Source organism: Flavobacterium sp. ACN2 (assembly GCF_002303885.1).
Taxonomy (GTDB): domain Bacteria; phylum Bacteroidota; class Bacteroidia; order Flavobacteriales; family Flavobacteriaceae; genus Flavobacterium.
On sequence record NZ_MRCM01000002.1, the window covers coordinates 63,568 to 87,111 of the forward strand.

The window sequence follows — 23,544 nt, forward strand, 5'->3', positions numbered from 1 at the left end:
TTATTCGTCTCTAAGTGCTACAATAGGTTTAATTTTGGCTGCTCTGTAGGCTGGGAAAAATCCTGCCATTGCTCCGGCAAAAACAAGTAATACCAAAGTAGTTAAAGCTACACTAAAATCTACTTCAGGATTTCTGAAATACTCACTCTGAACCATCGGACCAACGAACTCCAATAAAGCAAGACTAGCCAATAACCCCACAAAACCTGCAATGGTCGTAATGAAAATTGATTCATGAAGAATCATCGTGATAATAGAAAAAGGCGAAGCTCCCAGTGCTTTTCTAATTCCGATTTCTTTTGTACGTTCTTTTACAATAATAAGCATGATATTACTTACTCCAACAACTCCTGCTATAATGGTACATATACCAACCCACCAGAAAAAGAGTCTGATATATAAATTTAAATCGTAAAACTGTTTAGCGTCTTTAACTGAATTATAAACTCCTACTCCACCATCATCTTCGGGAGCTACTACGTTTTTACTTTTTAATAAGTTTTTTAAATCTTGGGTAAATTTTTCTGACTGAGCCAACGCTTCATCATAATCGCTTGTCTTTTTAAGGGTAAAAAACAAGTTGCTAATTTTATCGCCACCTCCAAATGTTTTCTGAACTGTAGTTAAGGGCAAATAAGCACGAGTCTCTTCTCTTTCTCCTCCTGGATCTGTAAATACTCCAACTACTTTAAAGTTAATGTTGTTAATTAGAATTTCTTCTCCTATCGCCTCTTTGTCTTTAAGCAAATCGGTTTTTAATTTCATTCCGATAACCGCCACTTTTGCATTACTTTCTAAATCCTTCGCATTTACATAACGGCCTTGAACTATGGTTAAATTCTCGATTCCGCCATAATCTGGATTTACTCCTCTAAATTGATAATTACCAGATTCTTTGCCATAAGCAAAAGACTGCCCCCAATAATTATTTGTTGAGGCTCTCAAATCTAATTTATCTTCGAATTTCTGTACCGATTGATTATAATCGCTATTGCGAAATTGAATTTGTCTCCCCGGATTTAATCCTTTATATTCTTTAGTAGTAGTTCCAGACCAAACCTCTATAATTCCAGCCGCATCGCGTTCGAATTGTTTTTCAATTCCGTTCTGAAGACCTTTTCCTGCACCAAGCAAGATTACCAAAATAAAAATTCCCGAAGCCACAGACACTCCCGTTAAGAATGTTCTTAAACGGTTTTTAGAAATGGCTTCAAATATTTCCTGCCAACGTTCAATATTAAACATAAGACGAAGCTCTAACTTGTTCTACTCTTTTATCATCGATAATTAATCCATCTTTTAGGACTACATTTCTTTTGCACATTGCCGCAATATCAGGTTCGTGTGTCACAATCAAAATTGTTTTTCCCTCATCATTAATCCCTTGAATAAGCTCCATAACTTCATAAGAAGTTTTGGTGTCAAGAGCTCCCGTTGGTTCATCTGCAAGTAACACTTTCGGATTCGAAGCTAATGCTCTTGCAATAGCAACACGCTGTTTTTGACCTCCAGAAAGTTCATTTGGCAAGTGGTTAACATGAGAACCCAAACCTACTTTCTCCAAATACTTCATTGCTATCTCGTAACGTTCCTTCCTTTTAACACCTTGATAATACAATGGCATCGCTACATTGTCTAATGCTGTTTTGTAATTTATTAAGTTAAAAGACTGAAAGACAAAACCTAAAAATTTGTTACGATATTTTGAAGCAATTGTTTCGTTTAATTTCTTAATTGGTGTTTTGTCTAAAATATAACTTCCTGAATCGGCTTCATCCAGAATTCCTAAAATGTTAAGAAGTGTTGATTTACCCGAACCAGACGATCCCATGATTGCAACCAATTCTCCTTCCTCTATATTAAAATTAATCCCTTTTAATACATGTAATTGTGAACTTCCCATTTTATAGGATTTGTGTAAATCTTTAATTTCAATCATGGTATTGTTAAATTTTTTAGACAATAATAACGTATTTATTAAGTAATTTATGATAATAAAAAGTTAATAATTATGTTACCTATTTTCTATTAGACTACCTTTTTTAGTTATTGTTACACTTTTTTCAGAAAATATGATTGTTTTTGTAATTTTACCTTGTCTAAAAATTCATACTAAAATGAAGCTTACTTCTATTATTACAATGTTTTCGGTGCTTGCCGTATTAACAAGCTGTTCTTCAACTTCAAAATTAGAAACATTAAAACCTGAACCCGATGATGCCAGCCCGCTAGTTTATGATAGCAGCCCGTCTTTTATCAATCTTCCTATTACGATTAAATTAAGTGATATCGAAAATCAGACAAACACGCTCCTTAACGGATTGATTTATGAGGATAATAACATCCAAGATGATGATATTGAAATGAAAATCTGGAAACAGGCTCCGATCAAAATTCAAAACGATCCCTCAAATCCGAATAAAAGAATTAGAACGATTTTACCGCTTAAAGCGAATATCAAATATCGAATCGGAACAAAAAAAATGGGGATAGAGCTCTACGACGTTAGAGAATTTAATCTAAACGGAGTGATAACTTTATCTAGCGAAACCACTCTTACCAATTGGAAACTAACAACAAAAACAGAGTTCAAGTCTCTAAATTGGAACGAAAGCCCAACAATGACCGTATTTGGCAAAAACATGCCGATTACTTATTTAATAAATCCGGCTATTTCTATTTTTAAAAACCAGCTGGAAAAGGAAATTGATGGAGCAATTGAAAAATCAATGGATTTCAAACCAAACGTTCTTCAGGCTGTTGAAAAAATCTCTACTCCTTTTCAAATGAGTGATACCTATGAAAGCTGGTTGCGAATTGTTCCGATCGAAATTTACTCTACCAATGCAAAACTGAAAAACGATTCTTTCTTGCTTGATATGGGAATGAAATGCAACATGGAAACCATCGTTGGAAAACAGCCAGAATCAAAATATAATGCTAGCAAAATTGCTCTAAAACCTGTGGCTAAAATCCCAAATCAGATTTCTGCTAATATTGCTGCCATTTCGAGTTATGTAGATGCATCAAAGATTATGACCAAGAATTTTGCAGGTCAGGAGTTTGGCTCCGGAAGCAAAAAAGTAACTGTAAAAAATGTTTCTATTTGGCATAAAGACGGAAAAATGGTCATTGCTTTAGACGTTTTAGGATCTATAAACGGAACACTTTATTTAAATGGATTTCCTTCATACAACGCACAAACAAAAGAGATTTATTTTGAAAAACTAGATTACGTCTTAGACACCAAAAGCAAATTGATGCGTACAGCAAACTGGCTCGCGCAAGGATATATTCTTAGAAAAATGGAAGAAAGCTGCCGTTATTCTATTCAACCGAATTTGGAAGAAGGCAAAAAAAGTATGGCAGGTTACTTAAAGAACTATTCACCGATGCCTGGAGTATTTGTTAACGGAAAAATGGAAGACATTCAGTTTGATAAAATACAGTTGACCAATCAAGCCATTATAGCCTTCATCAAAATAAACGGAACGGTTAATGTTTCGGTTAACGGATTGAAATAAAAACAAAAACAAAAAGCAGTGTAAATTACACTGCTTTTTTCTTTTTAGAATACATTCGATAAATCAAATATCCAATTATTAATACAAGTAAATACGGAATTACCATTAAGTAAACAATTCCATCATTTACAGCTTCAGCTTTTTTGGTATTAGAATCTCCTCCTAAAGCCGCACGGCACATTGCGCATTGCGCATTAGCAGAAATTCCAATAAAGAAAAAACAAATTCCAAAAAACAGCGCTTGAAATTTGAATTTCACGATTTGAATATTATTTTTTTTAATGTACATAATATGGAGAAATCATTAAGTAAACCACCACTCCCGTTACTGCTACATATAACCAAAGCGGGAAAGTGATTTTAGCTATTTTTCTATGTCTGTCAAAACGTTTTGCAAGCGCTCTTACATAAGTAATCAAAACAAGTGGAATAATAGCAATTGACAATAAAATATGCGTTACAAGAATAAAGAAATACACATAACGTAATACTCCTTCTCCTCCGTATTTTGTAGAATCTGAAGTCATATGATACGCTACATACATAACCAAAAATGCAACCGACAATGCAATAGCAAAAGTCATTAATCTTTCGTGTAATTTTTGATTTCCTTTCTTAATTGCCATAACAGCCAAAATTAGCACAACAGCAGTAATACCATTTGTAGTTGCATAAATTGGAGGTAAAAATGATAAAGGTTCTACATTAAAACCAAAATCTTTTAATTTAACACCAAATAAAATTGCCACGACAACCGGAATTACAATTGAAACCGCAATAATGAACTTGTTATATTTTTTCTCTAAAGTATTATCTTCCATTTTTATTCTTCTAATAAAATTTTAATGTCTTGCTGAATATCTCTTACTCCTTTTTTATCTAAACCGTCGTAGTATATACTCGGATTTCCGAATTCATCTTTTCTGCATCGAATGTTTCCGTCTTTGTCAATTAAAGCAAACAAACCAGAATGCTCAAATCCGCCGCTTACTTTATCATTTTCTCCTGCATAAAGATTAAATCCTTTATTAGACAAATCCATAATTACGTTTCTGTCTCCAGTTAAGAAATTCCAGTTTGAAGATTTAACACCTAACAGTTTAGCATGATCTTTTAAAACTTGTGGAGTATCGTGTTTCGGATCGATTGTAATAGAAACAATTCCAAAATTAGGATTCCCAAAAAAAGTCTTTTCAATCTCCAGCATGCTCATGTTCATCTTTGGACAAATTGAAGGACAAGTTGTAAAGAAGAATTCCAAAACATATACTTTTCCTTTATACGTTTCATTCGAAATTTTCACATTGTCTTGATTGGTCAATTCGAATTTTGGAGCCGGACCAATTGTCAAAAGCTTAGCATCTTTTGAAGTTTTAACCCCAACATTATCCAAACGGTTTCCTTTTACAACGTCACCGTTTTTAACTCGATCGACAATTTTAGGAATAGCATAAATCCCGAAAATTAGAATCACAAAAGAGATTCCGATATATGATTTGTTTTTAAACATTATAAATGATTTTTTAAAGTTGCTTTGTAGCGTTATGATTCTTCTTTAAAGCTGCGCGATATTCGTAAAGAATAATCTTGAAGTCATCAAGCATTTCATTACTCAACTCAGACGGATGAAAAGTATCATAACCTTCTTTGTATTCTTTCTGATCTTTTCTTCCTCTCAGATTGCGTTCTTTATCGACAATATACACATTAGAAGTTCCAAGGTTTTCATTCAGTTTTTCTTTTAAATGCAGTCCGTCATAAAATTTCTGGATCTCTTCTTTTGAAGCAAAAACAAAATTCCAATTCTTAACATCTGTGAAAGGAGATAAAGCATCAACAATTTTTTGAGCTTCTTTTTCAGTTCCTATCGGACACAACACTACAAACTGAAGATCTTCAAAACCGTTATAACGTTTGTAGATCTTTTCATTTAGATTAAAATAATTACCTCTATTTTCTAAAATATTTGTACCAGCAAAACCTAGCACAGTAATCTTTTTATCAAGGGAGATTTTTTTTCCGTTTAATGAATTCCAATTTCCAAAGTCGGACACTTTTGGTGTTATTACAGGAAGTGTTGTAAAACTATTTACACCTGAAGCGAAAAACAAATACGCTACAATTGGCAATACAAAAAGTACAAAGAGAACTATATTTTTTTTCATTGTATAAACGGAGAATTATTGAGGTACAAAAATAAAAAAAGCTCCGTAAATCGGAGCTTCTTTTCGAATTAATATCATGTTAAAAATTCCATTTAATAGTAGAATCTTTAAAAACCCCATAAATATAATGTCCTTCTGTCAATAGAATAAACAATAAATATAAAACTAGGAAGATAACAGGAGAAACTACAGACCATCTAAGGCTGCTTTTTTCACCTTCCATGTGCATAAATGCCCATACAATATAGTACGCTTTGAAAATTGTAAGGATATAGAAAATCCAGTTTAACAGATTCAAACCAATAAAATGAGTAAATTCTAATGATGCAGGTTTGTAGATACCCAAAATAACTTCAACTGTAGTTACTACTGAAAGTAATGCGAAAACAAACCAGATTCTTTTTGTATTTGATACGTGCTCGTGTGACATAATAATTAAATGCTAAAATTAAACTAGGTAGAAAACTGTAAATACAAATACCCAAACTAAATCTACGAAGTGCCAGTATAAACCAACTTTTTCTACCATTTCGTAGCTTCTTCTCTTCTCATAAGTACCTAATAATACATTAAAGAAAATAATGATATTGATAATAACTCCAGAGAATACGTGGAATCCGTGGAAACCTGTAATAAAGAAGAAGAAATCAGCAAATAATTTATTACCGTACTCATTTCTGATCAAGTTAGCACCTTCTACCACATATTTAGCTGTTGCTAAATGTTTTTCAGATTCTTCTCTTGACAAGATTGTCTTTTTCTTTTTATCTGTAAGTTTTTCTGTTCTGATTAAAACTTCAGGGTGTGCTTTAAAACCAGCCTGAACTTCAGCAACTGTGTAAGTTGGAAGAGACTGAGCGTCTTCCATAAACCAAGTTGAGTGGCTTCTTGTTAAAGCTTCTCTTTGTTCTGGCAATTTAACAGCAAAATCAGCTAAAGCTACTCTTTTACCATCTTTATCCACAAACTGAAGTAAACTACCTCCAGCAGTTTCAACTGCACCATATTCTCCTTTAATGAAGTTTTTCCATTCCCAAGCTTGAGAACCAACGAAAATTAAACCTCCAATAATAGTTAAGAACATGTAAACAGCAACTTTTGTCTTTTTCAATTGGTGTCCTGCATCAACAGCTAATACCATTGTTACAGAAGAAAAGATCAAAATAAAAGTCATTAATGCTACATAATACATTGGAGCCGCAACACCATGCATAAATGGGAAGTGAGTGAACACTTCATCAGCCAAAGGCCAAGTTTCAATAAATTTGAATCTAGAAAAACCATAAGCTCCTAGAAATCCAGAGAATGTTAAGGCATCTGATACGATAAAAAACCACATCATCATTTTACCATAACTTGCTCCTAAAGGCTCATTGTGACCGCCTCCCCAAGTTTTTTCGTCGTTGTTTGCAGTAGTAACTGTCGCTCCCATAAAAGATATTCGTTAAAAAGTTCCCAAATTTACGTTTTTTTCTTATTTAAAGAAATATAAAAATAAAAATAAATATACCCATAATAAATCCAAAAAGTGCCAATACATCGCACCTAGCTCTATCCCAAGAGTTTGAGTCGAATTGTATTTTTGTTTAAAATGATTATAAATTATAATTAAAAGTGAAATTAATCCGCCAGCTAAGTGTAACAAGTGTGTAACTGTTACCACATAAAGAAAAGTTGTAGTAATTGAACTACCTTCTCCTGTAAAGTAATACCCTTCTGAAACGATTTGTCCAAATCCTTTGAATTGTAATACCACAAATAAAATCCCTAAAGCTAAAGTTCCAAGAAGCAATCCAGTAACCGCACTTCTATTGTCTTTTTGAATGGCTTTTTTTGCCAAGTAAAAAGTAACACTGCATGCAATAATTACCGCTGTACTCCAATAGAAAGCTGAAGGAAGTTCAAAATTCTTCAACCAGTCTGCTCTTGATTTACTAACTACAAATGCACTAGTTAAACCAGCAAACATCATAGTCATACTAACCATCGCGAAAAGCAGAATCAGTTTTGCCGATTTTGATTTCCTTACTTGCTCTTCATTTGTTTTCAATGTCATTTCCATAACAACTATCTTAAAAATTTATCTACTATAAATACAATTTGCAAAAGCGAGATATAAGAAACACTCACTAGCATTAATGTTCTCGCTGCCTTTGCAGTTCTTAACTTATACAAACGAACCGCATAAAAAAGCATCCAAATCCCTAATAGAAACACTAAAACTGCCGCAATTGGAGAAATAAACAACTGACCCGTAAAACCTAACACAGGTAATAACGATGCTATAATAAGCCAAATTGTATACAATATTATCTGTAATGCTGTTCCTTTATCTTTTTTACCTGTCGGAAGCATAAAAATTCCTGCTTTCTCATAGTCTTCATACAAAAACCATCCAATAGACCAAAAATGTGGGAACTGCCAAAAAAATTGAATTAAGAATAAAGTCCCTGCCTCGATGCCAAATTCGCCCGTTGCTGCTACCCAGCCCAACATAAACGGAATCGCTCCTGGAAATGCCCCAACAAAAACAGACAACGAAGTTACTGTTTTTAATGGTGTATAAACACTTGTATACAGAAATATAGAAATCGCAGCAAACATTGCTGACTTTGCATTTATCGTATAAAGAAGTGCAATACCAATAACAGTAAGCAAACTTGCTACTAATAAAGCGACTTTAGGAGACATGCGTCCTGAAGGAACTGGACGGTTTTTGGTACGATCCATTAAAGAATCGATATCTTTTTCTATTACTTGATTAAAAGCATTTGAAGCTCCTACCATACAATAGCCTCCAACTGCCAAAACAGCCAAAACACTCCATTTAAAAGGATGTTCAGAATCTACGCCTAATAAATATCCAGCAATAGAAGAGAACAATACACTAATAGCTAAACCAGCTTTAGTAATCTCTTTAAAATCTAGAAATATTGATTTGAGTGATAATGTGTTTTTTGCAGCGTTCAATACCGTTGTATTTTGTGTATTTTTTTTGAGTGGTGCAAATGTACAAATTAGATTGTAGAATTTAAACCTATAATTTTAGATTTTTTTCAATAAACCCTATAGAAATTAAGATCTCAGCATTCTTTAACACTATTATTTCGAAAAATCTTATTAAAAACTAGTAATCAAAATACCAATTAAAAATATCTGAACGTAATCCGATACTAAACCAAGTAGTACTTTGTTTAAAAGTTGCTGCCGTTTCTTGAGTCGGATCAAAATTTCTGTAGATCAAACTTCCAAATAGTTTCAAGTTTGTCATCGGGTTAATTAAATATCCTCCTTGAACATCTGCAATAAAAACACTGGTTTTATTTCCTTGTCCGATTTTCACACCCGTATCATACGGACGTTTTAAATCGTAACTTTTATAAATATTTCCTCCGTAGTTATATGAGTCTGCTGCGGTATCAAAATCCAAACCTCTAGTTCCAACAGTCAATTTTGCATCGGCAAGCCAACGCCCTTTGTGGTATCTCGCAATTGCAATAAGTTCTTTAAAATTACCACCCCATTGATGTCCTACACTCTGATTATTGTGTCCGTAGTTTGTAATAACAGCACTGTGCGAGTACACATAAGGTCGAACACTATTTAATTCAACCTGCAACAAAAGATCTTTTACATTAAATGCATTGAAGTATTTTGCTCCAAGCTGAAATCCGAATTTATTTTTCCAGCTTTGATTTCCCGCTCCAACATCTGAAACAGAAAACTCATCAATCAAGAACTGCGAATACAGATTTATGCTATTATTCCATTTGTATTTACCTGTTATCCCCAAAAGTGCATTTCCACTTTTAGATGAAGATCCAAATTCTACTGCACGGTAAAAAATAATCGGATTAACAAAATTAGCATCAAAACCTCTGTTATTGGTGTCTGTCCAAACTACAGATTCAAAAAAACCTAAGTTTACCCTATTTGAAACGTTCCAGCTTAAATAATGGTTCGCCATGAATTTTGTTGCGTAAGTTCTCTCTGCTGTTACTTCTGGACGAACATCTTTCATCCACATATACGTGTTGGTATATTTAATTTTCCAAAATTTAGTGTTGATTTTAAAGTACGGGTACGGACTTGCTCCATCGCTTTCTAACAAAGAACGATAACCATCACCTATGAAATTTCTTCCGTAACCCAATTGAAAATCAAATATTTTTCCTGGTGCGAAAGTAATATTCGCTTCCGCTAAAGGAAAATCATAAGCATCGGTTTTGAATCCTTTTGCAATTCCAATCCCTGGAATTATTGCCGGATTTCCTCCAGATGGTTTAATAGATTCCGCATAATCGTTAAAATACCCCGCAAATCTTCCCTGACTTTCAAAAAATGTAGTCGTAAAGTTAATTTGTTTCCCTAAACCTCCTCTAAAGTTTAGCGCTCTAGTATTCACATAAGTGTAAGATGCATCAAGATCTGAAGCCTTACCCATTTGTAAATCTACAATCGGATTTAAGGCAAACCAATAATCTTCTCCTTGAATCTGCACTAGATTTTCATTCCACCATTTTCTCCCCAGCCAAGTCGATGTTTTTTTCTGCAAGGATTCATTTACCGCTCTCAAATTATAATATTTTGAAACCTCAGCGTAAGTATAAGGTTTAGATGCTGTATGATTATTAATCCCAACTTGATTCATTTCTGCATCAAACTGCGCATAATAACTATGTGAAAAAGGAATATTTAAATGACTATCAAATTCTGGGTTATTGTATTTTTTGTATACAATACTATCCAGCTCAGTCATTGGTTTTTGTGTTGGCTTTAATATTTCTGCCGCTGCCTGAGCTTCTGCTGCAAGCTGTGAAGCGTTTTTTAGTGGTATATCAATAGAAATCGTATATTTAGAATATGTCGGTTTTCCATTGTAAGTTGAGGGTTTTATTTTTGGAAATGTGCCAAAAACTCTTTTTGCTTCTTCCGACAATTCTTCCGTTTCTGCAGAAACATAAATTACTTTAAATTCGCCTTCTGCATTTACCTCAAAAAGTACTTTTACCACTCCTTTATAATTGTTTTCTTTTAATTTTTGAGGAACTTGAAAATTGCTAAACACAAAATCTTGAACTTCTTTATAAAAACAATTTTCTAATTTTTTGCCTTCTAAATTTTCGCAGTTAGGAAAAACTGGAAACATTTCTGCTGCAAAACCTGGCTGAACAGAAGAATTACCATTTTGCTGAGCAGAAACAATAAAGAACGAAGAAATTAAAACAAGGGACAAAAAAAACTTATTCACTTAAAATTTGGGTATTTATTTAATATTGATTTGGGGAAATTTCTCCGTTTACAATTGCTTTTGCTGCCGAAGTTCCGATACGTTTTACTCCTAAACGAATCATTTCTGCCGCTTCTTCAAATGAACGAACTCCACCAGCTGCCTTTACTGAAAGCGGCGAAGCATTTTCTAGCATCATAATTATTGCTGGAACTGTTGCTCCATTTGGAAGATCATTCTCTGTTTTATAAAAACCTGTAGAGGATTTCACAAAAACAGAATCAAAATCTTCTTCTTTAAAATTAGACACTACAACATGTTTTATTAAAGAAGATAACTGGATAATTTCTTTATCTGTTAAGGCCGCAACTTCAATAATCCATTTTACTGTTTTATCATTTGCCAATCCAATCTGCGTTCCAATTAAAATTTCTTTTTTAACCAAATCGAGATCTCCATTCTTGAACGCTTCATAATTACAAACAAAATCTAAATCGTCAGCTCCATTTGCAATTGCTTCGTTTGCTTCTTTAATTTTGGTTTCCAAACTTGACTTTCCTTCTGGAAAATCAATTACAGTTCCAACCAATAAAACAGAATTGGCTTCAACAATCATGTTTTTTGCCAAAGAAACATACTCTGGACGAATCATAATTAGCTTAAAACCTTCTAGAATTGCTTCCTTAATTGCATTTTTAACCACAACAGTATTTTCTGCTTCCGAAAGACCAGCTTGCGATGCAGTTTTCAAATACGTGGAGTCTAAATATTGCTTTACATTCATTTTGATTGAAGTTGCAGGAAACCAGCACAAAAGTACATTTTATATTGAAAAAACATAGCTTTTAACTGCTTGATTTTCTTGTAATAAAAAACCCACCGAAGTGGGTTTTGAAATTATATTTTATCGATTTGACTCTTAAAAGCTATTGCAGAAAAAACTGCCACAAACGCTCCTAGTGCATTTGCTAAAACATCTGTAACATCTGAAGCTCTTGTTACTGTAAGAGCACTTTGGAGAATTTCTATCGTAATTCCGAAAAAAACAGAGAATATAAAAGAAATCAAATACGCTTTATAAGCGTCTGCTTCTTTTCCTTTTAATTCTTTTTTGAAAAACAAAATCCATGAAATTGTAAATCCAAAATGAAAACAGAAATGTACAATTTTATCAATGCTTGGAAAACTAACCGCTGGTATATTACTAGAATCTGTAAGACAAAAATAAGTAATGATTCCAGAGCAGATAATTGCCCAAATTAATAATAGTTGTTTAGGCACCGATTAATTCTTTATAAGCTTGATCAGACAATAAAGTGTCAATTTCTGAAGCATCAGCAATTTTTATTTTAATCATCCATCCAGCCCCATAAGGATCTGAATTTACAGTTTCTGGAGCACTTTCTAAGTCTTCATTAAAAGCAATGATCTCACCTGTTAATGGTAAAAATAAATCAGAAACTGTTTTTACAGCCTCAACAGTTCCAAAAACTTCATCTTTTGAAAGTGTCTGATCTAAAGTTTCTACCTCAACATACACGATATCTCCTAACTCTTTTTGTGCAAAATGAGTAATTCCTACAGTTGCAACATCTCCTTCGATGCTAACCCATTCGTGATCTTTTGTGTACTTTAAATTTGCTGGTATGCTCATAATCGTTGTGTTTGAAAATTGATTGTTTAAAATTTAAGCCACAAATGTAATAATCTTCTAATAAAATCTAGTTTAGAAACTAAAATTTAATTTCCAAAATTATAACGAAGTGTGAAACCTGATCTGATATTCGTTAAAGGGAAAGAAGTCGAAATAACTGCTTTCGAGAACGAATGATCGTAATAAAATATTGCTGTTAAGTTTTTACTAAACGCATAATCGGCCGTTAATTTTAAAGTCCAGATGTTCTGTCCCGCTGCCAGCTGATTATTATCGTAATCTAAATATCGAACTAAAGTTTCATTATTTCTATATGAAAAATCAGCTTTTATATTGATATCACTCTTAATAATTCCGGTTGGATTATCTGCCAATCTTGATGAAATAATAACATCTTTAAAACGATATCCTACTCCAACAACATACTCTATTCCTTTAACCTCTGTCAATAAATTATTATCAAAACTCATAGACAATGCACGGTCCTTTTTAACTTCTGTCAATAAACGGAATGAATTTTTCAACTCAAAATCAATTCTCATCAGCGGGCTAAATTGCTCCACTAAGTTAACATTAGACATGATTGTTTTATTGAAGAAGTTCGTATTTACGTCTTGCCCTCCAGGGGTTTCCAAATAATCAAAATTTGACCTAAATTGACTTATTGTATATGATGCTCTATAATTATGTTGTAACGAAAAACGTCTAAAATGATCTTTGAAATACTTATAACGCATTAAACCATTATACTTCACATTCCAGTTCGGAATAGGGAAACTTCTAAAAATCCCTGTTGAACTCTTTGAAGCATCTGCTCCTGTATATGCCGCCATAAATGAAGGTAATAATACGGCTTGATTACTTTTTGAGAAACCAATAGGATAACCTTGATTGGCTACATAAATTTTATAATTCGGATCTGATTCATCTGGAATAGGATTATTTGCATCTCCATATCTAGGAATCTCCCCTCCTCCATAATGCTGTTCTGCCAAACGATTTGCAATAACTAAACGATTGCTTCTAAAATCATCAAAAGCAGAAGACTCCGTTTCTGAACTTGTTGAGAAAGCAGTCTTAATCAATACTGTAGAAATTGAAAACATTCCATAACTGTATGGTGACAATGCGATATACTCACCTGTATTTTGGTCTACACTGTATTGCTCTGATGAATTTTCAGAATAAGCACGATCCATAGCCAAATCGATTTTCAAATCAGGCAGTAAATCTACGTTTGCCATTACTTTCAAAAGCTTATTACTTACTTGCGTAAAGTTTTGATTAAAATTCTGGTAATTAGTAAGCCATCCATTTTTAGCAGCTTCAAAACGTACATCATCCTGACTACCAAAAACAAACCCTAACGAAGGTTTAGATGTACCAAAGAAACCAACTCCTGGAATATATCCTGGCAAAACGGTTCCGCTATTTTTTGTATAGTTGATTTGAACATTTTTAATACTTGTCAAAACCCCTATCAAACCATCATAAAAAGGATTACTGCTGGTAACTGGTTTAGCCGTATTTACAATTTTCTCTCCCGGTTTTGGTGGTGCAACAGGTTTTGGTTTTGCTGGTTTACCCCCTGGTGTCAAACCTAAATATTTATACAGCGTATTCATATTTAATGTCGTAGAGAAAGTATTCGAATTGGCATTTTGAACCGTATTTCCTAAATCCCAAGATACTCCACTGTCGTCAACGTATTGAGAAAGTGCTGTAGACGATCTTTGCCAATTGTAATCTGCCGTATAAGAGTAGTTTGCTTTTATGAAACTAAATATTGGAATTTTATTAATTGGAATATCATAGTTTAGAACCAATTGTTGTAAATGCTGATTTGGTATACCAATATCAAAATAATCATCCCAGATATTAAAATCTTCTTTTGGCGTATTATCGTCGTTCAAAAAGTTTCTTACAATATTGTTAGACGCTGCTGTGTAATTTAATTTTAACGATTTTGTCAAATTAAATCCGAAACCATACTGATAATTAAATGCAAAGTTTCTTCTGTAAAGAGGATCTAAACCAATACCTTCTACATCAACTTGTCTGTATTGCTGGCGATTACTTTGCCTTAAAATATTGGTATTAAATGAAACGTTCGAAGGAAGATAATTGATATTAAAGTCGCTTAGCAATTTCCAATATTCACTTGTTTTCATGAATTTGGTTTGCTTAAACGGAACTACTTCTTTAGGCTGAAAAGTGTAAGCATAATTGACAGAAGTATTAGACTGCTCATCATTATAACTTTCAACTTCATAATCATGTCGCTCTACCTGATTATAAGACTGCGAGAACGTAAAGTTTTCTACATCATAAACATGCGGCTTCTGTTCTGGCGCTCTATCTTTTCTTACCCCAATAAAATTGATGCTTTTACGCTTCGTGTAATCAACCGCACGGGTTCTAATATTTTCTTTTTCTGTCGGATCTGTAGTTTCTGCTATTAATTGATCTAACTTAATATCCTGATTAAACGGATCGTATTCTGGCGTAATAACTTCTTCTCCAATAGCATAATTGAATGGAAGATTAATACCCCATTTCGGTGGCAATAACTTTCCTAAATTTATATTGGTTACAATGTTGTACTGCTGAATATCTTCACGATCTCTCTCGTTGGCTCCCTGCTCAAGAGAACCAAAACCGATTGTGCTCTTTTTTCCAGAAGCAGATAATGTCATTAAATCGGCCATATTGGTATCTACATTCAGTAAAGCAGCCATACCACCTTTGTTTTCCAAATCGGACATACGAAGTTCGTTAAACCATACTTCTCCCATAATATCCTTATGGTTTGCCGCGCTTTTTACCCCGACCATTAAATTTCGAACTAAACCGAAATTCGGATTTCCTTTAATACCTAAAGTCAATTTACCATCCTGGTCACCACCGTCTACATCTGGATCTCGGTCTGGATAATAAATACCATTTATATCTCTTTTTGGCGAATTAATATCGATATTCATTCCCAAGATTTTCATTCTAGTAAGTAATGAAAGTGCTACATCAATATTATTTTCTTCAAGCCACACTTGATCTGGACTTATAGTACAACTTCCTCCAGTTCTCGTTACTTTTAATGGAATCTCAATTTGATAAAAGTTTTGTGTAAAGTCATTACCAAAACGAATAAATCCGATCATCTCATCGTCTAAAAGCTGAGTTTCATTTGGAAGAGATTCTGCGTGAAGGAACATTTTCAGTTTTTTGTACTGACGCATATCAACACTTACATTTTTGAAAACTGCTCTAGAATCTTGATATTCTAATCCTGAACCTGCAATTCGCAATGCTAAAGACTGTTCGTTCTGATTGATAATTGTATTGTTGTTGTACAATTGCTCTCTTTGAACTCCTGGCGGAATAACATAGTTTACAGGACATTTAGTTCCGTTTTCCTGAATATTTACAGCCGCAACATCAAATTGAGTTCCGTCATCATCAGGATTTGTATCATTTGCATCAAGTGTTCCTGTATACTTTCTCCATTCTCCTCTAACTAAATCTAATGCTCCAAAACGAACTGTCATTTGATCATTAAACCCAGTCATAAACATACGCATGAAACGAATAGATCTAAAATCGGTAATATTTCCAATAGTATTTTGAGGTTTCGAAACCGGAATTTTAAACTGAATCCATCTTGCATTGGTAGTACTACCATTAGGAAGATCTACGTTTTGAACCTCTCTAATATCCGTAATATAATTTTCTCCAACTTGCATTCCTGGTCTTACATCAATACTATATTCATAATACGCATTGATTGTACTCATGGTATTATCACGATTGATGTCTTCAACGTCTGGAAGAGTTGTAGAACCACGATTTGGATCATCAACGCTTACGGCAGAGTTCCCCTCTGTTCCATTGTATCTTTTATAACGCTGTAAAATGCCTCCTTCTGTATTTAAGAAGTATTTATAGTTATCTGCTGCGGGATCTTCTTCTCCTGCATAGTTGGTATAGATTGATCCCTCTTTTGCGTCTGGCAAACCATCTAAACCAACATCCTGATTTTTACGATTGTCTGGATTAGTATCAAATGCATAAATCAATGATTGAGATGCTGGCACGTCTCCCCAAATCGGTTGTGGATTTACCATAATCTGATCTGGTCCTAAACCATTTTCATATTGTTTTCTTCCGTCTTTTAGAACATCTTCTGAAACTTCTCCTAAATTGAAGTAAATTTTCCCATTATTAGTTCCTTGAGCCTGCCCCGTTCCAACATAAGGATCAAGTACCCAGAACTGAATGTATTCAACATTTCCTTGCTCAAAGTTTGTAGAATTCAGCGCACGCATAATTCCACCAAAATTAGATGAAGGACTGCTTGAACTAAAATTAGGGTTATTATTGTAAGGCCCTCTATCTGATGGATAATATGTTAAGTCTAATGTATTAACAACCTGAATCTGCCCTTGTGCAATATCTGTATTTGGATAAAGCTCTCTGCTATAAATTCTTCTTGTTGAGTTTAATGATAAATCATCATTTGAGACTCCTGATGGTTTTGAGGTGTAGAAAATTGGATCGATAGTATACCAAGCCAATTTTGCACGTTTAAAACCATACTCAAGCGTATTGGAGTTGGCATTGAAAGTATTGTCTGTTGCAGAAGTAATAAATGGTGTAGAAGCCAAACTCCATGCATAAGCAGATCTCATATCGATTGTAGTCTGAGTACCTTCAAAATCATCAATATAAATGGTTGCTTCGCCTTCAAAATCACTTGCTTTTGGAGCATCTGGTTTCAAAAATGCGACTTCTCCACGAATCGAAAGATTAGACGGAACATCGGTATCTATATTAGGTAATTTATTAGCCAATCTTGTCAAAAACGGAACTTCTGTCGCATAATTTCCATTAAAACCAAAAATGGTATTATTTACAGATTCTTGTCCGTAGCTTGATTTTTGAGTGAAAGGACGTTCTGTCATTTTTAAGAATGTACCTCCAACCACAAACTTTTCAGAAATTTTATGTTCAACATTGAATCCCATAAATCTTCTTGTCTGCTGCCCAAAGATTGAATTGTTCTCCAACGAAACTTCAATCGGTGTATTAGAAGCTTGAAGCGAAGGATCTAATATCTGCACACGTCCTAATTGATAATCGACACTATAATCTATGCCCTCTACTAAAACTCGTCCTGCAGCAGTTACCACAACAGACCCTTGCGGAACATTAAAGGCTCCGATAGGAATACCATTGCTTCCCGAAGATTTATATTTTCCTCTTAATAAGAATTTGTTTTTATCACTATCCTGCAATGCACCAGCCTGAGTATTTCTGTACATGTTTCTAAAGACATACTTTCTCTGATTTGCATTATAGGTAGCTGGATCATTATAACTTTCCCCAGAGTTGGTATTCAATTTTCTAAATAAAAGTTCTCCAAAAGGCTCTTTAGTGGTGAAAATAATTCGGGCATTCTGCACATCAACCGTAACCCCTGGAACATAATCAAAGAATCCGTCTCCTCCCATTTGCGGATCGTTGTTGTAATTTAAACGGTCAAGATTAAAAACATTCAATAATGGCGTTTGGTCTACTTTATCGTCTGGAGCTGGATTTGCCGGAAAAGTACTTCCTGTTACTGGCGTAATATAATTTATTGGCGAAGGATCGGTATAAAGAATATTAAGTCTAAAATCTTCTTGTTTGATTTGATAGGCTTGAGGAATTTGATAAACGTTTTTCATCATCAAGTTCCAAACCGGATTTTGAACGTTTGTCAAACTACTTTTCAGCATTTTTAAAACCAAACTCTGTGTTACAATTGCCTGATTGGCATTGTTGTTTCCTGTAACTACAGTTGCATCTACACCATCACTACCAAACTCCCCTACTTGGTATGTTTTTCCACCAACTGTATATTCAAACGCAACCGCTAGAATTTCGTCATTGGCCAATCGCTGCTGTAACGAGATGTAACCCAACTGTGCATTAAAAGTATATTCGTTTGTAGTTAATTTTCTAGCATTTTCCAGAACAGAATAATCAGTTCCCTCGTTTACGTTGGTATTATTAAATCCAGATTTTGCTGTTACAATTTCTCTAATATTAGAGTTTAAATAACTTCCTGCTTTTCCAATTGAAGCTGGATCGTATTTGTTATTTGTATTATCTGTAGGGGAATCTATTGGGTTATTAAAGAATCCCGCAGGATTTGTAATTACAACAACTTGGTTATCTGGAACACCAGAAACCTGTCCTTCCCCTAAATCCTGAAGCGCAATAACGTTTCTTAAGTTGTTACTGGTTGTTGTTACCCTATTTTGTTTATTCGTTACCCATACTTCGATTCTGGTAACTTGAACACGGCTGTCAATTAATGGGTAGTTTTTAAGAGAAGAATCATATTTATTTCTAAAGTATTGTGATAAGAAGAAATGTCGGTCATTATCATAATCTAAGGCAAACAAATCGAAGTTTTGTACGGTACCACCACCCTCTGCGACTATACTTTTGGTTTGAGACTTTTGTTCTGAGAAAACTCCCGTAACAGTTGTCTTACCAAATTGCAGTTGTGCTTTGACCCCAAATAAACTTTGTGCGCCTCGAATTAAGGTACTATTTAAAGGCATGCTCACATTACCGACCTCAACTTTCTGAACAATATCGTCTTCCGAAGGCGTGTAAGCTAGTTTAAATAAATTCTGAAAAGCAAATGTAGATTGTGTATCGTAGTTGGCATTTACCTCCAAACGAGTTCCAATTTTTCCCATTAAACTCATACTGATTCTTTGATCAAAATCAAAAGTTAGAGAGGATCTGTTTCTTGGCGAAAATGAAGGGTTGTCTTGTTTAGTATAACGCATACCCAAGTCCATTTCTACTGACCCTGTGGGCTTTACATCTATGGTATTACTTCCAAAAATGCTTTCGAACAAACTCGAATTGATATAATATCTTGGCAATAAATCTTTTTTGGCTGCCTCGGCTCCCGCTTTTTTACCATCAATAGCATCAGATTTTTTTCTAAAATAATCTCTTCTTGCTTCTTTCAGAACTAAATCTTCGTATTCTTTTGGAGTTAGAATTAAAGGGTAATTGATGGAGAAACCATCTACCGAATTGGTATAGATATAACGATCCGTAATAGGATCGTATCTATATGCCGAAAGTACGCTCGGAGGATCTTCGAGCTCTATCTTACCTACTGAAAACTGAGTTTTAGTTGTATCTTGTGCCGCCGGTGTAACCTGTGCCCGTAAAACATTACCGCAGAGCAATACCAGCAACAAAATACAAATTTTACGCATAGAATTCTTTTATATAAAATGAAATTTATAAGCTTTTTAAAGCCTTTTTGATAATTGTTTCAACGGTAGCTTCTGGATCTTCTTTTACGATTCTTTCTACCACTTTTTCTGAAGCTTTTCGGACAAAACCTAACACTTCTAGAGCAGATAACGCTTCATCTCGGTTTCTATTGTTTTGAACAGCAAAAACTTCGTCAATATCGTACAATTTAACAACTTTTTCCTTTAAATCAAGTATAACTCTTTGTGCCGTTTTGTTTCCAATCCCTTTGATAGATTGGATTACGCCAACATCTCCCGATGCAATAGCGTTTATAATTTGTTTTGGCTCTATAGACGAAAGCATCGTTCTCGCGATTCCAGCTCCGATTCCTGAAACAGAAAGCAGCATTCTAAAAATTTCGCGCTCCGATTTTTCGGCAAAACCATATAAAGTATGCGCATCTTCTTTAATTTGAAGATGCGTATACAATTTTATATTTTCAGAATTTGGAATTAAGGAGAAAGTATGTAGCGATATATTTACCTGATAACCAACCCCTCCACAATCAATTACAACCTCTGTAGGATTCTTTTCTACTAATCTTCCCTGCAAATGTGCTATCATAAATGTAATTTATTAGTATCAAATATAACAAAAATGCCATAAAACTACGACAAATTTGTTCAATCCTTGTTAGAACGTTTATTGTGTTATTTTATTCTTTTTACTTTCTTTTTCCTGTGCATCAATAACAGCAATAGCTGCCATATTTACCATTTCTTCAACGCTAGCACCCAATTGGAAAATGTGAACTGGTTTGCCCATACCCATCATAATTGGTCCTATTGAATTCACTTTATACAATTCTTTCAATAATTTGTAAGTGATATTTGCTGACTCTAAGTTAGGGAAAACCAATGTATTCACTTTTTTTCCTGCTAATTTAGAGAATGGGAATTTCTCTTGAAGCATTTCTGGATTTAATGCAAAATCTGCTTGAATTTCTCCATCAACAATTAATTCTGGATGATTTTTATGCAAGTAAGCTACCGCTTCTCTAACTTTTGAAGCGCTTTCGCTAGTTGAAGAACCAAAGTTTGAGAATGAAACCATTGCTATAACGGGCTCAATACCAAACATTTTTGCCGTTTTTGCGGTCATAATTGCAATGTTAATCAAATCTTGTGCAGACGGATTAATGTTTATTGCAGTATCTGATAAAAACATTGGCCCACGAGAAGTAAGCATCATATTTGCAGTTGCTACCAAAGAAGCGTTAGGCGCTTTTTCGATCAACTGAAGCATTGGCTTAACTACTGAAGGATAGCTTCTAGAATGCCCTGTTACCACTGCATCTGCTTCTCCTTCGTTAACCATCATAGCAGCAAAGTAGTTTCTTTCGCGCATGAATTTTTCAGCATCCAATTTAGAAACACCTCTTCTTCCTCTAGCTTCCCAGAAAGATTTTGCAAACTTGTTACGTCTTACGGCTTCCTCATCTGTTTTTGGATCGATAATTTCTAAATCGGCATCAAAACCTAATTCTGCTTTTAATTCCAAAATCTGCTCTTTGTTTCCTAATAAGATTGGGAATCCGATTCCGTCTTCGTAAACAATTTGTGCTGCTTTTAAAACGTTTAATTGATCTGCTTCGGCAAAAACAATTTTCTTTGGATTTAATTTTGCACGGTTTGTAATCAAACGCACCATTTTGTTATCGTTACCCATACGTTCGCGAAGAACATCTTCGTAAGCTGCCCAGTCTGTAATAGGATTTTTTGCTACTCCAGATTCCATTGCTGCTTTTGCAACCGCTGGAGCTACAACTGTAATCAATCTAGGATCGAATGGTTTAGGAATAATATATTCTTGACCAAAACCAAGTTTTGTTGCACCGTATGCTACGTTAACTTGTTCTGGAACTGGTTCTTTTGCCAAAATAGCTAAAGCTTTTACAGCCGCCATTTTCATTTCTTCGTTAATTTTTGTCGCTCTTACGTCTAGCGCTCCTCTAAAGATATAAGGAAAACCTAAAACGTTATTTACCTGATTAGGAAAATCTGAACGTCCCGTAGCCATAATAACATCTTTACGAGTTTCTGTAGCTAAATTATAATCGATTTCCGGGTTCGGGTTTGCCATTGCAAAAACGATCGGATTTTTAGACATTGTCAATAACATTTCTGGCGAAAGAATATCTCCAGAAGATAATCCGATGAAAACGTCAGCGTCTTTTACCGCTTCTGCCAAAGGAATCTGAGGTCCGTCAATCGCATATTTTAATTGTAAATCTGAAAGTGCAGGATTATCTTTAGTTAAAAGTCCTTTACTATTGTACATTAAAACGTTTTCAACTTTTACTCCAAGTAAAACATATAAATCTGTACACGCAATCGCCGCAGATCCTGCTCCAGAAACTACTACTTTTACGTCTTCTGCTTTTTTACCTGCCAATTCAAGTGCATTGATTAAAGCTGCAGAAGAGATAATTGCTGTTCCGTGCTGGTCGTCGTGCATTACCGGAATATCCAATTCTTCGATCAATCTTCTTTCTATTTCGAAAGATTCTGGAGCTTTAATATCTTCCAAATTGATACCACCAAAAGTTGGAGCAATATTTTTTACAGTTTGAATAAATTCTTCCACATTTTCAGTATCGATTTCGATATCAAAAACGTCTATATCAGAAAATATTTTAAATAATAAACCTTTTCCTTCCATTACAGGTTTTCCTGCTTCTGGACCAATATTTCCAAGACCTAAAACAGCTGTACCGTTTGAGATTACGGCTACTAAATTTCCTTTGGCTGTATATTTATAAACGTCTTCTTTGTTTGCTGCGATTTCTAAACATGGTTCTGCAACTCCTGGCGAATAAGCCAATGATAAGTCTCTCTGGGTTGCATATTTTTTTGTTGGAACTACCTGAATTTTTCCTGGAGTTGGTTCTGCATGGTACAGTAACGCCTCTCTTCTTTTACTCTCTTTGTTCATTTTTTTAGCATTTATTCTAGCTTACAAAGATATAAGTCTTGTTTTAAAATGGCGTCTTTTTAGCGTTTTCTTTTCTTAAATTCTATTCGAATAAATAAAAAAAGTCCAATAGAAATTGGACTCGTTTGAATTTTTATCGTTTTTAGCTACTGTTTATTGAGAAATATAAGAATTCAAATGATTGATTGTGTCTTTTTGAATTTCTATAATTGCCTTTACCACATCACTGATTGAAATTACTCCAACCACTGTTCCGTCTTCTAAAACAGGCAGGTGTCTTATTCTTTTTTCGCTCATAAGTTCCATACAATCTTCAAGATTATCTGAAAGTTTTACCGTAAAAACATTACTTTCCATAATCTCATGAACAAAAGTTTCTTTAGAAGATTTATCCTTCAGAACAATTTTTCTGGCATAATCCCTTTCCGACAATATTCCTTTTAAAATAGTATCATCCATAACTAAAATTGCTCCAATGTTTTTTTCTCCCATAACTTTTAACGCATCATAAACCGTTAAATTGGAGAAGATAGAATACACATTCCTTCCTTTTGCTTTAAGTATTTGATCTACAGTCATAATGAAAAATTTTTAGGTTTATAAAGTTAAAACAAAAACCAACACGATCTACAGCGAAATCGATTTTTTAAAAACATAAACAATTCATTTTAAACATAATACATCAGAATTTATATTTTAAAAATTATA

Annotated in this window: 19 protein-coding genes; 1 reads left to right on the forward strand and 18 read right to left on the reverse strand. The window is 34.1% G+C overall.

Annotated features, from left to right (window positions below; genetic code table 11):
* Together BSF41_RS02245 and BSF41_RS02250 are read right to left on the reverse strand one after the other, a co-directional pair.
* Complete coding sequence (locus BSF41_RS02245) at positions 1-1,245, reverse strand: ABC transporter permease (protein WP_095927902.1); 1,245 nt, start codon at positions 1,243-1,245, stop codon at positions 1-3.
* The gene (locus BSF41_RS02250; protein WP_095928196.1) at positions 1,238-1,939 is read right to left on the reverse strand and encodes an ABC transporter ATP-binding protein; all 702 of its coding nucleotides are present in this window, start codon (positions 1,937-1,939) and stop codon (positions 1,238-1,240) included. The genes BSF41_RS02245 and BSF41_RS02250 overlap by 8 nt, the downstream gene beginning before the upstream one ends.
* A gap of 178 nt (positions 1,940-2,117) precedes the next feature.
* Here BSF41_RS02250 and BSF41_RS02255 point away from each other — a divergent pair, with 178 nt between their 5' ends.
* On the forward strand, positions 2,118-3,524 hold the full coding sequence (locus BSF41_RS02255; protein WP_095928197.1) for a DUF4403 family protein: 1,407 nt from the start codon (positions 2,118-2,120) through the stop codon (positions 3,522-3,524).
* Positions 3,525-3,549: 25 nt separating this feature from the next.
* On the opposite strand, the gene BSF41_RS02260 is transcribed toward BSF41_RS02255, so the two are convergent.
* The 16 genes from BSF41_RS02260 to BSF41_RS02335 form a co-directional block, all read right to left on the reverse strand.
* Positions 3,550-3,813, reverse strand: a complete 264-nt coding sequence (locus tag BSF41_RS02260; protein ID WP_095927903.1) for a hypothetical protein — start codon at positions 3,811-3,813, stop codon at positions 3,550-3,552.
* Entirely contained in the window at positions 3,803-4,345 is a 543-nt protein-coding gene (locus BSF41_RS02265) for a DUF420 domain-containing protein (protein WP_095927904.1), read from the reverse strand. The genes BSF41_RS02260 and BSF41_RS02265 overlap by 11 nt, the downstream gene beginning before the upstream one ends.
* 2 nt (positions 4,346-4,347) lie before the next feature.
* Positions 4,348-5,034: an SCO family protein gene (locus tag BSF41_RS02270; RefSeq protein WP_095927905.1), complete on the reverse strand. Its 687-nt coding sequence runs from the start codon at positions 5,032-5,034 to the stop codon at positions 4,348-4,350.
* A 13-nt stretch (positions 5,035-5,047) separates the two neighbouring features.
* Positions 5,048-5,689 (reverse strand): hypothetical protein, encoded by a 642-nt coding sequence (locus tag BSF41_RS02275; RefSeq protein WP_095927906.1) that lies wholly within the window; start codon positions 5,687-5,689, stop codon positions 5,048-5,050.
* 79 nt (positions 5,690-5,768) lie between these two features.
* The gene (locus tag BSF41_RS02280; RefSeq protein ID WP_095927907.1) at positions 5,769-6,119 is read right to left on the reverse strand and encodes a cytochrome C oxidase subunit IV family protein; all 351 of its coding nucleotides are present in this window, start codon (positions 6,117-6,119) and stop codon (positions 5,769-5,771) included.
* Between the two features lie 18 nt (positions 6,120-6,137).
* On the reverse strand, positions 6,138-7,121 hold the full coding sequence (locus tag BSF41_RS02285) for a cytochrome c oxidase subunit 3 (protein WP_095927908.1): 984 nt from the start codon (positions 7,119-7,121) through the stop codon (positions 6,138-6,140).
* A 42-nt stretch (positions 7,122-7,163) separates the two neighbouring features.
* Positions 7,164-7,751: a cytochrome c oxidase subunit 3 gene (locus tag BSF41_RS02290; RefSeq protein WP_095927909.1), complete on the reverse strand. Its 588-nt coding sequence runs from the start codon at positions 7,749-7,751 to the stop codon at positions 7,164-7,166.
* Positions 7,752-7,756: 5 nt separating this feature from the next.
* A complete protein-coding gene (gene cyoE / locus BSF41_RS02295; RefSeq protein WP_095927910.1) occupies positions 7,757-8,659 on the reverse strand; it encodes a heme o synthase in 903 nt (300 codons plus the stop codon).
* 157 nt (positions 8,660-8,816) lie between these two features.
* Entirely contained in the window at positions 8,817-10,940 is a 2,124-nt protein-coding gene (locus BSF41_RS02300) for an energy transducer TonB (RefSeq protein WP_095927911.1), read from the reverse strand.
* A 19-nt stretch (positions 10,941-10,959) separates the two neighbouring features.
* Positions 10,960-11,703 carry a deoxyribose-phosphate aldolase gene (deoC, locus tag BSF41_RS02305; RefSeq protein WP_095927912.1) on the reverse strand — a complete coding sequence of 248 codons (744 nt, stop codon included), beginning with the start codon at positions 11,701-11,703 and terminating at the stop codon, positions 10,960-10,962.
* Positions 11,704-11,816: 113 nt separating this feature from the next.
* Positions 11,817-12,200 carry a VanZ family protein gene (locus tag BSF41_RS02310; protein ID WP_095927913.1) on the reverse strand — a complete coding sequence of 128 codons (384 nt, stop codon included), beginning with the start codon at positions 12,198-12,200 and terminating at the stop codon, positions 11,817-11,819.
* Positions 12,193-12,573 (reverse strand): glycine cleavage system protein GcvH, encoded by a 381-nt coding sequence (gene gcvH / locus BSF41_RS02315; protein WP_095927914.1) that lies wholly within the window; start codon positions 12,571-12,573, stop codon positions 12,193-12,195. Before gcvH ends, BSF41_RS02310 begins: the two co-directional genes overlap by 8 nt.
* Before the next feature lie 86 nt (positions 12,574-12,659).
* Complete coding sequence (sprA, locus tag BSF41_RS02320; protein WP_095927915.1) at positions 12,660-19,859, reverse strand: cell surface protein SprA; 7,200 nt, start codon at positions 19,857-19,859, stop codon at positions 12,660-12,662.
* 25 nt (positions 19,860-19,884) lie between these two features.
* Entirely contained in the window at positions 19,885-20,466 is a 582-nt protein-coding gene (ruvA, locus tag BSF41_RS02325; protein ID WP_095927916.1) for a Holliday junction branch migration protein RuvA, read from the reverse strand.
* A 78-nt stretch (positions 20,467-20,544) separates the two neighbouring features.
* On the reverse strand, positions 20,545-22,836 hold the full coding sequence (locus BSF41_RS02330) for an NADP-dependent malic enzyme (protein WP_095927917.1): 2,292 nt from the start codon (positions 22,834-22,836) through the stop codon (positions 20,545-20,547).
* 153 nt (positions 22,837-22,989) lie between these two features.
* Positions 22,990-23,415 carry a CBS domain-containing protein gene (locus BSF41_RS02335; RefSeq protein ID WP_095927918.1) on the reverse strand — a complete coding sequence of 142 codons (426 nt, stop codon included), beginning with the start codon at positions 23,413-23,415 and terminating at the stop codon, positions 22,990-22,992.
* Positions 23,416-23,544: the final 129 nt, after the last annotated feature.

Excerpts from the sequence above, each read along its gene's own strand:
- BSF41_RS02250 (WP_095928196.1), bottom strand. The coding sequence starts at position 1,939 with ATGATTGAAATTAAAGATTTACACAAATCCTATAAAATGGGAAGTTCA.
- BSF41_RS02335 (WP_095927918.1), bottom strand. The coding sequence starts at position 23,415 with ATGACTGTAGATCAAATACTTAAAGCAAAAGGAAGGAATGTGTATTCT.
- BSF41_RS02260 (WP_095927903.1), bottom strand. The coding sequence starts at position 3,813 with ATGTACATTAAAAAAAATAATATTCAAATCGTGAAATTCAAATTTCAA.
- deoC (WP_095927912.1), bottom strand. The coding sequence starts at position 11,703 with ATGAATGTAAAGCAATATTTAGACTCCACGTATTTGAAAACTGCATCG.
- BSF41_RS02255 (WP_095928197.1), top strand. The coding sequence starts at position 2,118 with ATGAAGCTTACTTCTATTATTACAATGTTTTCGGTGCTTGCCGTATTA.
- sprA (WP_095927915.1), bottom strand. The coding sequence starts at position 19,859 with ATGCGTAAAATTTGTATTTTGTTGCTGGTATTGCTCTGCGGTAATGTT.
- BSF41_RS02275 (WP_095927906.1), bottom strand. The coding sequence starts at position 5,689 with ATGAAAAAAAATATAGTTCTCTTTGTACTTTTTGTATTGCCAATTGTA.
- BSF41_RS02280 (WP_095927907.1), bottom strand. The coding sequence starts at position 6,119 with ATGTCACACGAGCACGTATCAAATACAAAAAGAATCTGGTTTGTTTTC.
- BSF41_RS02290 (WP_095927909.1), bottom strand. The coding sequence starts at position 7,751 with ATGGAAATGACATTGAAAACAAATGAAGAGCAAGTAAGGAAATCAAAA.
- BSF41_RS02265 (WP_095927904.1), bottom strand. The coding sequence starts at position 4,345 with ATGGAAGATAATACTTTAGAGAAAAAATATAACAAGTTCATTATTGCG.
- BSF41_RS02285 (WP_095927908.1), bottom strand. The coding sequence starts at position 7,121 with ATGGGAGCGACAGTTACTACTGCAAACAACGACGAAAAAACTTGGGGA.
- gcvH (WP_095927914.1), bottom strand. The coding sequence starts at position 12,573 with ATGAGCATACCAGCAAATTTAAAGTACACAAAAGATCACGAATGGGTT.
- BSF41_RS02245 (WP_095927902.1), bottom strand. The coding sequence starts at position 1,245 with ATGTTTAATATTGAACGTTGGCAGGAAATATTTGAAGCCATTTCTAAA.
- ruvA (WP_095927916.1), bottom strand. The coding sequence starts at position 20,466 with ATGATAGCACATTTGCAGGGAAGATTAGTAGAAAAGAATCCTACAGAG.
- BSF41_RS02270 (WP_095927905.1), bottom strand. The coding sequence starts at position 5,034 with ATGTTTAAAAACAAATCATATATCGGAATCTCTTTTGTGATTCTAATT.
- BSF41_RS02330 (WP_095927917.1), bottom strand. The coding sequence starts at position 22,836 with ATGAACAAAGAGAGTAAAAGAAGAGAGGCGTTACTGTACCATGCAGAA.